The sequence below is a fragment of the Zobellia russellii genome, from assembly GCF_044597075.1.
Classification (GTDB): domain Bacteria; phylum Bacteroidota; class Bacteroidia; order Flavobacteriales; family Flavobacteriaceae; genus Zobellia; species Zobellia russellii.
The window spans coordinates 2635994-2650586 of sequence record NZ_CP139000.1 but is presented as its reverse complement, the minus strand read 5'-3'; the positions used below and the strand labels follow the sequence as shown (position 1 = coordinate 2650586).

14 protein-coding genes are annotated in these 14593 nt (G+C 38.8%); 2 read left to right on the top strand and 12 right to left on the bottom strand.

What is annotated here, in order from left to right:
• Positions 1-39 precede the first annotated feature (39 nt).
• Positions 40-2181, top strand: coding sequence for a carboxy terminal-processing peptidase (locus SJY45_RS10785; RefSeq protein WP_215437879.1), 2142 nt, complete (start codon positions 40-42; stop codon positions 2179-2181).
• 57 nt (positions 2182-2238) lie between these two features.
• On the opposite strand, the gene SJY45_RS10780 is transcribed toward SJY45_RS10785, so the two are convergent.
• The 4 genes from SJY45_RS10780 to msrB form a co-directional block, all read right to left on the bottom strand.
• Positions 2239-2739, bottom strand: a complete 501-nt coding sequence (locus SJY45_RS10780) for a peptide-methionine (S)-S-oxide reductase (protein WP_400070622.1) — start codon at positions 2737-2739, stop codon at positions 2239-2241.
• Positions 2740-2862: 123 nt separating this feature from the next.
• Positions 2863-3276, bottom strand: a complete 414-nt coding sequence (locus tag SJY45_RS10775; protein WP_400070620.1) for a DoxX family protein — start codon at positions 3274-3276, stop codon at positions 2863-2865.
• A gap of 106 nt (positions 3277-3382) precedes the next feature.
• A complete protein-coding gene (gene msrA / locus SJY45_RS10770) occupies positions 3383-3940 on the bottom strand; it encodes a peptide-methionine (S)-S-oxide reductase MsrA (protein ID WP_400070618.1) in 558 nt (185 codons plus the stop codon).
• Positions 3930-4394 carry a peptide-methionine (R)-S-oxide reductase MsrB gene (gene msrB / locus SJY45_RS10765; RefSeq protein ID WP_400070616.1) on the bottom strand — a complete coding sequence of 155 codons (465 nt, stop codon included), beginning with the start codon at positions 4392-4394 and terminating at the stop codon, positions 3930-3932. The genes msrA and msrB overlap by 11 nt, the downstream gene beginning before the upstream one ends.
• 154 nt (positions 4395-4548) lie before the next feature.
• On the opposite strand from msrB, the gene SJY45_RS10760 reads away from it, so the two are divergent.
• The gene (locus SJY45_RS10760; RefSeq protein WP_400070614.1) at positions 4549-5367 is read left to right on the top strand and encodes a DNA/RNA non-specific endonuclease; all 819 of its coding nucleotides are present in this window, start codon (positions 4549-4551) and stop codon (positions 5365-5367) included.
• 32 nt (positions 5368-5399) lie between these two features.
• Here SJY45_RS10760 and rodA read toward each other — a convergent pair whose 3' ends face one another.
• From rodA to SJY45_RS10720, 8 genes are all read right to left on the bottom strand, one after another.
• Positions 5400-6683, bottom strand: a complete 1284-nt coding sequence (gene rodA, locus SJY45_RS10755; RefSeq protein ID WP_400070612.1) for a rod shape-determining protein RodA — start codon at positions 6681-6683, stop codon at positions 5400-5402.
• Between the two features lie 3 nt (positions 6684-6686).
• Positions 6687-8609: a penicillin-binding protein 2 gene (locus SJY45_RS10750; protein ID WP_215437898.1), complete on the bottom strand. Its 1923-nt coding sequence runs from the start codon at positions 8607-8609 to the stop codon at positions 6687-6689.
• A gap of 48 nt (positions 8610-8657) precedes the next feature.
• Positions 8658-9167, bottom strand: coding sequence for a rod shape-determining protein MreD (locus tag SJY45_RS10745; protein ID WP_400070610.1), 510 nt, complete (start codon positions 9165-9167; stop codon positions 8658-8660).
• Complete coding sequence (mreC, locus tag SJY45_RS10740) at positions 9157-9978, bottom strand: rod shape-determining protein MreC (protein WP_215437902.1); 822 nt, start codon at positions 9976-9978, stop codon at positions 9157-9159. Before mreC ends, SJY45_RS10745 begins: the two co-directional genes overlap by 11 nt.
• An 89-nt stretch (positions 9979-10067) precedes the next feature.
• Complete coding sequence (locus SJY45_RS10735; RefSeq protein ID WP_013992538.1) at positions 10068-11096, bottom strand: rod shape-determining protein; 1029 nt, start codon at positions 11094-11096, stop codon at positions 10068-10070.
• Positions 11097-11162: 66 nt separating this feature from the next.
• Positions 11163-12692 carry a bifunctional phosphoribosylaminoimidazolecarboxamide formyltransferase/IMP cyclohydrolase gene (gene purH / locus SJY45_RS10730; protein WP_303404363.1) on the bottom strand — a complete coding sequence of 510 codons (1530 nt, stop codon included), beginning with the start codon at positions 12690-12692 and terminating at the stop codon, positions 11163-11165.
• A gap of 176 nt (positions 12693-12868) precedes the next feature.
• Entirely contained in the window at positions 12869-13327 is a 459-nt protein-coding gene (locus SJY45_RS10725; protein WP_400070607.1) for a GAF domain-containing protein, read from the bottom strand.
• Between the two features lie 88 nt (positions 13328-13415).
• Positions 13416-14504, bottom strand: a complete 1089-nt coding sequence (locus SJY45_RS10720; protein ID WP_400070605.1) for a hypothetical protein — start codon at positions 14502-14504, stop codon at positions 13416-13418.
• Between the last annotated feature and the right edge of the window lie 89 nt (positions 14505-14593).

Sequence of the window (14593 nt, the reverse complement as noted above, 5' to 3'; positions counted from 1 at the left end):
CCAAGATTGGTTATTTTAAAAATTTCGAAAAAAAATTATATGAAAAGGAATCTTGCCTATTCTCTTTTGGTAATGCTTATATCTGTTGCTTCGTGCAGTTTTACCAATAAATCTTTTGAAACTGACGATAAAGATAAACTGCTTTTAGACCTTATTACTTATGTATTGGAAAAGGGACATTATGAACCCAAAAACATTGATGACGATTTTTCGGTAAGTGTTTTTGAGGATTTTATTGATGTTTTAGATCCGACCAAACGATATTTTTTGGAGGAGGACGTCAAAGAGTTTGAGCAGTACAAGTTTCAATTGGACGATCAAATCAAAAGTACGGATATCACATTTTTCAATCTAGTGTATGATAGATTGGTACAACGTATGGAGGAAGCAAAGGTTATCTATAAAGAGGTGCTGGAGAAGCCTTTTGATTACAATAAAAACGAAACCATAAATATCGATTACGAGAAAATGAGTTTCGCTACTTCTAAAAAAGAATTGAAGGAACGTTGGAGGCAACAACTTAAATATGCAACTCTAGGAACGTATGACTCTAAAATGAAAGGCGTTGAAAGAGGAGATGTCGTTGAGGAAAAAGAAGGTGCGAGTGCTAAGCCAATGACACCTAAAGATGCTGAAAAGGCAGCTAGGGTTTCTACCAAAAAAACACTGGATGAATTTTTTGATTTTGTAAATGATTTGGAACGTAAGGATTGGTTCGTTCAATATATAAACACTATTGTAGACGAATTTGACCCGCATACGTACTATTTTGCTCCGGATGAAAAAGATAAGTTTGATACGAGCATGTCCGGTAAATTTGAAGGTATTGGCGCACGTTTGCAGAAAAAACCAGAGGGTGCTAAGATTGTAGATATCATTTCCGGTGGTCCGGTATGGCGTGATGCCCGATTGGAAGTTGGAGACCAAATCATAAAAGTAGGTCAAGAAGGAGAAGAGCCTATCAATATTGTAGGTATGCGTTTGGATGATGCCATTAAACTGATAAAAGGCCCAAAAGGTACCATAGTTGAACTTACCGTGCGTAAGATAGATGGGTCTTTGGATACTGTAGAGCTTACTAGAGATGTGGTTGAGCTGGAAGAGTCTTTCGCCAAATCGGCAAGTATTATTAAGAGCGATGAAAAGTTTGGAATAATAGATTTACCTAAATTCTATGTAGATTTTGATGATTATACCGAAAGAAATGCAGCTACCGATGTAGCTAAGGAGGTAGAGCGTTTAAAAGAAGAAGGTGCCGAAGGTCTTATCATAGATCTAAGGGATAACGGTGGAGGATCGTTAAAGACCGTTGTTGAAATGGCCGGTCTTTTTATTAAAGATGGCCCAATTGTTCAGGTGCGTTCTTCAGGAAAAGGTAAGGATGTGTATGATGATAAAGATGAGCGTATTCAATGGGACGGCCCACTTGTTATACTTGTAAACGAACTATCCGCTTCCGCCTCGGAAATTTTGGCGGCAGCTATGCAAGACTATAAAAGGGCTATTGTTATTGGTAGCAAACAGACCTTTGGAAAAGGAACCGTACAGAACGTAATTCCTTTGGACAACATAGTTAGAAGTAACGATCACGGAGATCTAGGAGCTATTAAGTTAACCACCCAGAAGTTCTACCGTATTAACGGTGGTTCTACCCAATTGGAAGGTGTTAAGAGTGATGTTGTGGTTCCGGACAAGTACAGCTATATAGATCTTGGTGAGAGAGATCAAGCCAATCCTTTAAAATGGGATAAAATTTCTCCGGCGGATTACAAGCCTTGGGAAGGGTATATAGATTACGATCAGACCATTGCCAACAGTACTAAGAGAATGGCAAATAATCCGCAGATCAAGCTAATTGAGGAAAACGCTAAATGGTTGAAGTCCGAAAGTGATGAGATGGAGATTTCTTTGAACTATGATGCTTATCGTGCAGACGAGAAGGAACACAAGAAAAAGTCAGATTACTTTAAGGCAATCAATGAATATGATTCTAAGTTGACTTTTGCTTCCTTAAAGTATGAAGAAGAGTTGTTCGTCAAAGATTCTGTGTTACGTGAAAAACGTGACAGATGGCATAAAGCTTTGGCTAAGGATGTTTATGTAGAGGAAGCTGTAAATGTACTTGAAGATTTAAAGAACAATAAAATTGAGCACGGCAAACTGGCCGCAGTAAAAGGATAGAAAAAATATTTTTATATAGAATGAGCCCTGATGCATTTTGTGTCAGGGCTTTTTTATTTAGAGGTTCGCAATTGAATTTGCCTTTGCGTGTATACTGAACTTCTTAAAGAGCAGTTTAATTTTTGGGTCTATATAATTTTGACAAAACGGTTTCTCAGGGTTGCGGTAGTAGTAATTTTGAAATGCAACCGTAGAGGGTTTAAAGGAATCGAAAGGAAGTACGTTCGTAATGAGTCTATCCTTAAAATCTACTTGCAGTTCGTTTAAGATTGCATTCGCTTCGTGCAACTGCCGGTCAGAAAACGTATAGATAGCAGACCTATATTTGGAACGCATGCTATGGTTAGATGTGCTTTTGTGGGTGTGCAGATGTATTTCTACTAAGTCTTTTAAAGTAATGACACTAGGGTTAAAGCGAACCACGACTGCTTCGGAGAAACTAGTATGTATCCCCGTAGATGATACAAAACCTTGTTCAACTTTGTTCACACCTTTTAAGGACTGAAATACCGCTTCCGTACACCAATGACAACCACCACCTAAAGCTATCTTTTCCATAGTAAATAATGTCTATAAGTTTAGTCGTAAAATATGATTAGGACTTGCGGTGGCACTAAAATAAAAAGACCTGCTGTTTAACAGGTCTTTTAGGTCGCAATAAATAAAGCTGTAGCGCCCAAATCATGCTACAGTTTTTAGCGTAGGTTTAGTATGTGTGTCTTCAGTTGCAGATGTAGCCTGCTCAATAAGTTTTTTATTTTGTACGAATGTCACGTAAAGGGCAATAATACAGAATACGGCCGGGGCGCCATTTCCATCTTTTACCATTAGATGTGCTATTATACCAAACGCAAGATTTAAGAAAAAGCCGGCATAAGCCCATTCTCTTATCCAAGAGCTTTTATTAAAAATAAGAACGGAAAGACCTAGTAATTGAGCCGTTCCCAATACAAATATTAAATAAGGAGGGTAGCCTAAATCTTCAAATTTCATAACTACGGCTTCGTAATTAAAAAAGGAGTTGGCTACGGCATATACGATGGCCAATGAAAATAAAGAAAGGGCTATACGGTAGTAAAGTTGTGTGGTTTTCATAGAAATGGGTTTTAAGATTGTGAGGTAAAATTACTCTCTTAAAACCCATTTTTTTTAATTTGAAAGACCAATTACGGTTTCCTGTAGATTAGCTGCGCTAAATTGGTTACGAGCTAGTTAGCGGCTGTTTTAACTTATCGGCATGCATTTGTCTTAGTTTTGCCAGTTTCGGTGTAATTACTGCGCTACAATAACCCTGTGTGGTGTTATTATGGTAATAATCTTGATGATAGTCTTCGGCATCGTGAAAAACGGATAGAGGACTCAACTCTGTAACAATAGGGTCTTCAAAATAAGATGCCAACTCTTTAATTACGGTTTCGGCAACTTCCTTTTGCGTATCGTTATGGTAATAAATTACGGAACGGTATTGTGTTCCAACATCTCCCCCTTGGCGATTGAGCGAAGTAGGGTCGTGACTGGTCATAAACACAATCAGTAAATCTTGATATGAAATTACCGAAGGGTCAAAAGTAACCTGAACCACCTCTGCGTGACCTGTAAGGCCTGAGCAGACTTCTTTATATGTTGGTTTTCCGGGAGCGGTACCGCCCGTGTAACCGGATACTAGTTTCTCAACTCCTTTTAGTTCTTGCAAGACAGCTTCTATACACCAAAAGCATCCGCCGCCAAGTGTGGCTATTTCTAAATTTTTATTGCTCATTTTTAAGATTTTCTTTTTGTAATTGCATAGATTCTGAATTAATACAGTAGCGTAATCCACTAGGTTCGGGCCCGTCGGGGAAAATGTGTCCTAGATGGGCATCGCAAGTATTGCACATGACCTCTACGCGTACCATACCAAATGAGGAATCCTTCTCATATTTAATAGCATTTTCTTTTATAGGCTGAGTAAAACTGGGCCAACCTGTACCCGATTCGAATTTAATGGTAGAATCGAACAGTGGTGCGTTACAACAGATGCAGTTGTATTTGCCGGCATCATGTGCACTGCAAAGTGCACCAGTGTGTGCCCGTTCAGTACCCTTCATTCGGGTAATCCTGAATTGTTCAGGAGTAAGGAGTTCACGCCATTCTGCTTCGGTCTTCTCTACTCTTCTGTCCGGCTGTGGATTCCCTTTAACACTAAAATTGATTACATCTTTCCATGTAAGCATAGTTTTCCTTTCTTTTAAACTAATTGTTCATTGAATTAGATAGTACAAAATAAATACATTGCATTGTATGAAATGTGCTTATTTGTCGAATTTTTTAGCGTTTACTTACATTTAAACTCATTCAACACCTATTGTTTTATAGTACATTTGAAGAATGAATAAGACTCAAAAGAATAAGCTCATCTACTCTGTTCTAATGTTGGTTTGTATAGGGGCTTTTTGGTTATTCGAAAATTTTTATACACCGGATACCTATTCGCAGCAAACCGAAAATGGACCAAAAACCACCATAGCCGGTACCCTTATGCCTAGTTCAACAACAGGAGATGTGGTTGAGCATAGCCATTATACACTATCGTACAATGAGCCTTATGAGCAAGCGGAATGGGTGGCGTACACATTAAAGAAAGAACATTTGACTCATGATGACCGTAAGCGTCCTTATTTTATTGAGGATCCCAAGGTAAGAACAAAATCTGCAGATTGGAGAAATTATAAGGGTTCCGGTTATGATAGAGGGCATTTGTGCCCGGCGGGAGATAGAAGATTCTCCAAGCAGGCCTATAACGAAACATTTTACACGAGTAATATTAGTCCTCAAAATCGCGAATTTAACGCAGGAGTATGGAATGAACTGGAGATGCAAGTGCGTATGTGGGCCAAGCAATACGGAGAGATTTTTGTGGTTACGGCCGGAGTTTTGGAAAAAGGCTTGGAAGAGATAGGGGATGAGGATGTAGATGTGCCTAAATATTATTACAAAATTATATCTCGTGGAGCTGGGGAGAACCTAAAGGTGCTAGCTTTTTTGATGGAAGGAAAGCAGAGCACGAAACCTTTAAAACAATTTAGTGTTACTGTTGATGAGGTAGAAAAACGAACAGGCATCGATTTTTTTGAAAGGCTTCCTAAACAACTTCAGAATAAAGTAGAAAGTACGGTAGATACTGGCAGTTGGAAGTTTAAATTCTAACAGGAGCTATTCATCTTTATCGTTGCTATATTCTAAATACCTTCCTTAAGGCGGTTGGCATCTAACTTTAAGAAAATAAATAGGAGGGCCGTAAAAAACAATAGGCCTGATCCACCATAACTAAAGAAGGGTAGGGGAATACCAATTGTTGGAAGTACGCCTATTACCATACCAATATTTATAAAATAATGTATGAGTAGAATAGAAATTACCCCATAACCATACATTCGGGCAAAACCGGTTTTCTGTCTTTCCGAGAGATAAACAAGTCTTAGTAATAAGAAAGTAAAGAGAAGTACCACGGTTGCGGTTCCCAGGAAACCCCATTCTTCACCAACGGTACTAAAAATATAATCTGTATGCTGTTCAGGTACAAAATCACCTTTGGTTCGTGTTCCTTCTAAAAAGCCTTTGCCAAAAAAACCGCCGGATTCAATGGCTTTTTCAGATTGATACGTGTTGTAGCCAATCGTTTTTCTAATGTATTCCAGTTTGGCGGGGTCTTTTTCAAGACGTAACCAAAGACTGAACCGATCGCGGTGGCGTTGCTCAAAAACGTTGTTAAAAACAAAGTCAACGGAAAGCGAAAATAGAATGGTTACAACAACAGCTACTGCGGTGGGTATTATTGGAACTTTAAATTTTTTCTTTTTTAATAGGAAGAAAAGTATCAAGATCAAAGCAATGCCTATGGTAATCCAAATGGTACCGAACATTAAGGTTGTGACGAAAATAAGGATGGCAAAAAAGGCAATCCCTAGATAGTAGATAGGTAGGCCTTCCCTGAAAATCACAAAACTTAAAGAGAAAAAGACCAGTGCACTACCCGGATCGGGTTGTGGTATAATCAATATAGCCGGAATTAAAATAATCAAGAAGGCGTAGAGCTGATCTTTATTTCGTTTTATATCGGTCTGTATATCACTTAAGTATTTGGCCAAGGCCAAGGCTGTTGCTACTTTTGCCAGCTCGGATGGCTGAAGGTTGAAAAAGCCCAAATCATACCATGAGGTAGCTCCTGCTATGGTTTTTCCAAAGACAAATAAGCCCAGTAGTAGTACCATTGATATGATATAGAGTACACTGGAGAAACGTTCATAGAAGTTGGCCTCAAGAGCCAGGAGAATTACAATTGATGCAAAACTGGTAAGGATAAAGAAAAGTTGCTTGCCATGTAGAGTTCCAAAATCAAATATGGAAGAGTCACTTTCCGAAAAAGTACTTGAATAAATGTTTACCCAACCTATGGTCAGAAGTAGTACGTAAAATAGAACAGAAAGCCAATCAATACGTTTAAGGACACTTTTACCGGCCATATGCTATTGTTCTGATTGGGTTGCTTGTTCTTGGTACTTTATAGAATGCTTGCTCCAATCGTATTCGTTTATTTTAAATTCTTTGCCACTGTATGGTTTAGCGTATTCACTTTCCAAAGTTCGCTCTAGCATTCTTTTTTCCAGGTCTTTTCGGGTGATTTCGCCTTTAAGGTATTTTTCAATCATCAAAGAGGCAATATGCCCGGCGTACCTAGATCCGTAGTATCCGTTTTGAATGTATACGGCTATGGCAATTTTGGGGTTTTCTACTGGGGCAAAGGCCACAAAAACCGAGTTGTCCGTTAATTGGGTCTTGACGCTATCTATTTTTATAAAATTCTCTACGGTACCGGTTTTTCCTGCAATTTCAATATCCGGTATTTGTATGTATTGTGCCGTTCCTTTGTGATAAACGTCTGCCATACCTTGAATTACAGGTTCAAAATGTCGCTTATCAATAGTAGTGTGCTTTGGCTCTACAAAATCTGGGATACTTATTTCTTTGCCGTCTATTTTTTTAAGAACATGAGGCGTATAGAAAAAGCCTCTGTTGGCTATGGCAGCGGTCATGTTGGCCAACTGTATTGGGGTAACGTTTACCTCTCCTTGTCCAATGGCATTGGAGTAGGTGGTAGTTGCAGACCATCTTTTGTCTCCTTCTCCGTACCATTTATTGTATAGGGCGGTACTGGGAACACTACCAGGCCTTCCCGTGTAAAGGTCGGAGCCTAGATAAGACCCTAGTCCAAAACTTCTAACATGCTTCTCCCAGGCATCCATAGCGTCGCTATTGGATGGGAATTGTTCAAATAATTTTTTATAGGCACCTACAAAATAAGCGTTACATGATTTGTAAATTCCGTTGTTCAACGTTCTTACACCGCCGCCACAGTGACAGCCCTTTTTACTTCTACCGATAAAAAAGCCGTGGTGACAAGTAAATGTAGTAGATGGTGTAATGGCTCCTTCTTGCAATGCAATTAAAGCATTAATGGCCTTGAATGGAGAACCTGGACTTTTTTCAAACGAAATAGATCTGTCAAACGTTGGTTTGGAGATTGAATCGTAGTGTAGCTTGCTATAATTAGCAGATCTTTTTCTCCCTACTAAAAGAGATGGGTCATAGGTAGGCCCTGAAATCATGGATAATATTTCTCCGGAAGACGGTTCAATGGCGACAATACCGCCCCATTTTCCGTGCATAAGACGCTCTCCATACTCTTGAAGATGCTTGTCTATAGTAATATTTATTTCAAAACCTTGTTCCGGTAAGGTGTCCAAGGTTCCATTTTTATAGGGTCCAATATCTCTGTTGAACCTATCTTTTTGAATGTATTGTACGCCCTTTCTTCCTCTTAAAATATCTTCATATACTTTTTCTACACCTGTACGGCCGGTAAGTTCACCCTGTACGTAATAGGGGTTTTTTGCCAAATCACGTTCGTTTACTTCGCTAATGTAACCCAATACGTTTGCGGCACTATTAGTATCATAATAGCGTAGCGAACGTTTTTGGATGTAGAAACCGGCATAATGGCGCATTTTCTCCTGAAGTTTTGCGTAATCTTCTTTGGAGAGTTGAGGAACAAAAACTGAAGGAAGTCGTGGCGAATAAATCGTAGCTTTGCGTAGTTCCTTTTTAAATTTTTCTTTGTCTATTTTTAGAAGTCCACAAAGTTCCAATGTGTCTAGCTCACGAACCTCACGAGGTATGACCATGACATCATAAGCTGGATCGTTACCTACTAAAAGCTCCCCATTTCTATCGTAAATATAACCGCGCTCAGGATAATCATATACCCGTTTTATTGCGGGGTCTTCTAAAACTTGATCAGGGGAAAAGCTGAATATCTGCAGATAGGAAAGCCTGCCGAGAAACGTAATACCAATAATTACGATAATGGATGATAATAACAGCTTTTTCATCTTAGATGAAATTTTTGATTAAAGAGGTTTATAATTTTTTACGCTTATTTACTCTTTGCGAACACTAAACAGTGAACCAAATAATAAGCAAAGAATAAGAGTTGCGATGCCCGTAGCCAATACTTTTTTCAAAATTAATAGGAAATTAGCCAAACTAAAAATTTCCAGAGTAAAGAAAACAAAGTGATGTACTATAATTAATAACGCCAAATACGTAATTTGTTGTACCCTAGTGGTGTTACTTAATTTAAAACTTTGAAATTCAAAATTAACACCAAAAACAAATCGCATAATTGCGGGCCTCATATAGGCTATTGTAATTGTAGATGCCGCGTGTATGGCCATCGTGTCCGAAAAGAAATCTATTGCAATGCCCAGTAAAAAGCCAAGACCTATAAATGCCGCCCTGTTTTCTTTTATGGGATACCAGTAAAGAAACAGAATGTAGACCATAGGGTTTATGAACCCAAAAAAGTTGAGCCTATTGAACACAAGCACTTGTACCAGTACTAGCAGTATAAAACGAATGACGTTTAAGAAGTAGTAGTTACTGACCATTGGTCTCCGTTTGTTTTTCTAGTTCTAAAATTTCCTCGCGGTACGAATTATCTATGATGTAGACGTTCTTGATATTGGTCATATCATTAAATAGGGCTACATCTATATTGTAAAAACTCTTAGAAGTATTTAGGTCAAATTTTCTAATGGTTCCAATAGGTATGTTTTCTGGAAAAATACTACTCATTCCCCCGGTTACAATAGTATCTCCAATGGTAAGTGGCACCAATCTAGGTATATCTACCAACTGCACTACATTATATCTTTTTGTATCCCATACCAAAGAGCCAAAATGGTCGGTATTCTTTATTTTGGCGTTTATGTTGGATTTTTCGTTTAAAATAGACTGTACCGTGGCAAAATTATTCGAGGTGTTTTCTACAATGCCCAAAATACCTTTGCTGGTAATTACACCCATATCCGGCTTAACACTATCCTTTTTGCCTTTATTTAAGGTAACGTAGTTGCGGGGGTCCGCGAAACTATTCTTAATGACCTTACCCGTAGTAATAGTATACGTTAGTTGTACCGAATCTAAGATAGTGGAGTCTATTTCCTTTTTGTTGAAGAGCAGCTTACGCAGGTACTCGTTCTCCTGCATTAGCTTCTCGTTTTCCTTATCCAGGCCAAAATAGGTAGAAACATCATTTGAGGTTTCTAGGATATTGCCTGTAATCCAGTTGGACGAGTTGAAAAAGCGGGATTGGTGATACGAGTGAGACTGTATCGTAAAGCCCAAAGAAACAATCATCAATAAGACATAAAGAAGAAAATTCTTATATCGTATGATAAAGTTGATGATCTGTTGCATTCACTAATGGATTTGGTGAAACCTGCGAAGCAATTCCGAATGGAAATAAAATTTAAACCCTTTTGAAATCGCCCCGAAATCTTTAGGTTTTATTTGATAAGGATACTCTTGTAGCGCTCTAAGTTTTTAAGTGCTATACCTGTACCCCTAACTACGGCACGTAACGGGTCTTCTGCGATATATACAGGTAGGTCTGTCTTTTGTGAAAGCCTTCTGTCCAATCCACGTAACATAGAACCACCCCCTGCTAAATAAATACCAGTGTTGTAAATATCTGCGGCCAGTTCCGGTGGAGTCTGGGAAAGTGTCTCCATTACGGCATCTTCCACACGTAGAATGGATTTGTCCAATGCTTTCGCAATTTCACGATATGAAATCTGGACTTGCTTAGGCTTTCCTGTCAATAGATCACGACCTTGTACCGATTTTTCGTCCGGAGGTGTCTGTAAATCTTCGGTAGCCGAACCTATTTCTATTTTTATATTCTCTGCAGTAGCCTCACCCACATAAAGGTTGTGCTGCGTACGCATATAATAAATAATATCGTTAGTGAAAACATCACCTGCAATCTTAACGGATTTATCGCAAACGATTCCTCCAAGGGCTATAACGGCAATTTCTGTAGTACCGCCCCCTATATCTACGATCATGTTTCCCTTTGGCTGCATAATGTCCAGCCCAATACCTATAGCCGCTGCCATTGGCTCATGGATCAAGTAAACTTCTTTACCGTTTACACGTTCTGCAGATTCTTTTACGGCACGCATTTCCACTTCGGTAATACCGGAAGGAATACAGATGACCATACGAAGTGCAGGTGGAAACCATTTCTTTTTTAAGGCAGGGATATTCTTGATGAACATATTGATCATCTTTTCCGATGCATCAAAATCTGCAATAACCCCATCTTTTAACGGGCGTATTGTTTTAATGTTTTCGTGGGTCTTGCCCTGCATCATGTTCGCCTCTTTACCTACGGCAATTATCTTGCCTGAAATACGGTCACGAGCAACGATGGACGGGCTGTCCACAACTACCTTGTCCATGTGAATGATAAGGGTGTTCGCCGTACCTAAATCGATGGCGATTTCCTCAGTCAAGAAATCAAAAAATCCCATTTGTAATCTTGTTTGGTTATGTTACTAGCTTGATAGGGGTGTGTTTCATCGACAAAAGTAATGAAATTAATGCTTGAAATGACGGGTGCCCGTCATAACCATAGATACGTTGTTTTCATTACAGTAATCAATACTCAATTGGTCTTTTATAGACCCGCCCGGCTGTATAACGCTAGATATACCACTTTTATTGGCTATCTCTACACAATCTGGGAAAGGAAAGAACGCATCGCTCGCCATTACGGCTCCTTCAAGGTCAAAATTAAACGATTTAGCCTTGTGAATTGCTTGGTTTAGAGCGTCTACACGAGAGGTTTGCCCTGTTCCGCTAGCGCATAATTGTTTGTTTTTAGCTAAAACAATTGTGTTGGACTTGGTATGCTTACATAATTTGGAAGCAAAAATTAAATCCTCTAAATCCTGTTCCGATGGTTTAGTGTTGGTTACGTACTGTAAATCTTCTATGGCATCCGTTCTATGGTCCTTGTCTTGAACTAAAAATCCGTTAAGACAAGTTCTGACCAAAGTATCCGGCAACGCCACATCATTCTGAACAAGAATAATACGGTTCTTTTTGCCTTTTAGTATGTCAAGTGCTTCTTGAGAATAGCTTGGCGCTATAACTACCTCGCAGAACAAACCGTGAATTTCTTCTGCCGTAGGTTTGTCAATTTCAACATTACTGATCAAAATACCTCCAAAAGCAGAAACGGGATCACCGGCCAAGGCATCTACATAGGCTTGGTGAATGGTCTCGCGTTGTGCAAGGCCACAAGCGTTGTTGTGCTTTAATATGGCAAAAGTTGGCGCATCGTTCTTGAATTCGTTCATTAGGTTAACTGCTGCATCAACATCTAAAAGGTTGTTGTACGATAATTCTTTGCCGTGTAGTTTGTTGAACATGGCCTCAAAATCACCAAAGAAGAACCCTTTTTGGTGTGGGTTTTCCCCATAACGCAAAATTTGCCCTTTTTCTTCGCTTATTTTAAGCGTAGCTTCTTGTTGTTCTTTATTAAAGTAGTTGAAAATAGCTGTGTCATAGTGAGAAGAAACGTTGAACGCTTTTGATGCAAAACGCTTGCGGTCTTCTAGACTTGTACTTCCGTTACCTTCTGTGATAACGTTTAAGAAATCTGCGTAATCTTCCATAGAAGAAACACAAAGCACATCTTTGAAGTTCTTGGCGGCGGCACGTATAAGAGAAATACCGCCTATATCGATTTTTTCAATAATATCTTGTTCCGGTGCACCGCTGGCTACGGTTTTTTCAAAAGGATAAAGATCTACGATAACGATATCCAATTGTGGGATTTCAAATTCTTCTAACTGGGCAACATCACTTTCATTGTCCTGTCTGTTAAGGATGCCTCCAAAAACTTTAGGGTGTAAAGTTTTAACTCTTCCTCCTAATATAGAAGGGTAGCTGGTTACGTCCTCTACGGGCACAACATCAACACCTAGGTCTTTTATGAACTTCTCGGTTCCTCCGGTGGAGTAGATTGTAATTCCTAATTCTTGGAATTTTTTAATGATAGGTTCTAGTCCATCTTTATGGAATACGGAAATAAGTGCAGAAGAAGCTTTTTTGATGCTCATTTTAATAGGATGTTGTTACTAAGTTAAAAAGACACGCAAAAGTACTTTTTTTGAAAGAAAAAATAGCCGAGGTTATCAACAAAACAGCTAAAGTTTTAAACTGATTCGTGTCAAATAACACGGGGTGGCATCGATAAACGGCATTGATATATTAAAAAAGTGCTTTTAGGTATGGGTTATGGGATGTATATTTTGGCCACTTCGGTATTTATGAACTCTAAAAAGCGTTCGTCTTCTTCCGTAAATGGATCTGGGGTATTGGAATCTATGTCTATTTGACCAACGTTTTCACCATTAATAAATAGTGGAACTACAATTTCCGCCTTTACCGTAATACTGCAGGCAATATAATTGTCCTGAGCCTTAACGTCCGGCACAACAAAATTTTGATTGGATACTGCAACTTGGCCACAAATACCCTTACCAAAAGGTATAATTGTATGATCGGTAGGTGCGCCTGCATAAGGGCCTAATTTTAATTCTTCCTTGTTGCCGTTTTTAAAATAGAACCCTACCCAATCATAATGGGGAACGGTTTCTTTAAGAAGCTTGCAAAGGTTTTGCAGTCTGTTTTCTACGGTTGTTTCGGTAGAATGTAGTATGGAGGACGCTTGGGTACGTAAAGTGATGAACATGCTAATTTTTTTGTGCAAAAATAAGCTTTTGTAAACAAAAAAGGGGTGCCGAATTAACGACACCCCTTTTTCAATATTTAAAAATATATTATGGTTGTACTTTCACGTCAAAGACAATGTAGTCCGTAATGCCATAGCCGGCCTTTATATCTGTAATTTTAATAAGACCTTTTTTACCATATTCGTCCACAAACTCAATTACCTCGCCAATAGCAAGATTTGTTCTTGATTCAAAGGTGGTTTCGTTTATGAAATTTAGTTCACCCGCTAAGACAATTGCATCAAACTCAGCGGTAGTAGTAGATGATAGGTCAAAATACATGTGGTTTAAGGTTTCTGTTGCGGCATTTTCCTCGGTATCATCAGCTTCAAGACCTTTAACGTCAAAAGGAAATACATCATTATAGGTTGCAGTAGAGGCAAAGGAAGCTTTGTCATTTGCAGAATCACCAGAAGCTCCGTAGTAATATCCAAAATCCCAAAACGCTCTAAATTCAGGGCCGCTATCTATTCTGTACTCGGTGCCGTTCAGAAGGGAAAAAAATGTTTCGGTCTTGCCAAATTCATCTGGTGCAAATAATTTTACATCTGTAAAAGATCTTACCTCGGCGGCAGCGTTTGTGCCATTACCAACTGTAACGGTAATTGTACCTACGCCCAATGCTTTTCTTTTAGTGGCATCCCTAAAATCTCCCTTTCCGGTCGTAGTCCAGAATTTGTATACTATTTCTCCATTGTCAATATCAGGAACCGGAAGTTCAAAAGTAAAGTCAATAGCTTTTTGGGTATCTCCATCTAAGTCAACAGAACCATCACCTTTTAAAGCTTCTTTGAGGTCTTTGCCTTCTATATTAAAGTTATTAAAAGGCATATCTCCACTTCCGGATATGTTTTGGGTGATGTACAATCTTTTTTGGTTGTTTACGGAAGTATAAATAATACGTCCAGGAACAGTTGCGCCTACTTCGCCAGATGCTTCAGCAACTAAAATGTCATTGGAGCTATCATTTTCATTGATTATTAATGTGGCTGTGTTTGATCCGTCAGGATTTTCTTGTTCCTGATCTGTGGGAGTGTCAAAAACAGAACCTTCATCGCTACTACAGCTAGAGGCCATAAAGGCTAATGCAAAAATTGCAAATCCAGATTTTACTACTGATCTAATATTCTTCTTCATTTCTAAAATTTTAAGTTGAAAGCGGTTAGTGAATCGGATGTACTGTAAGTTTTATCCGTTATAATTAGTACCTCTACAACGATCTAATT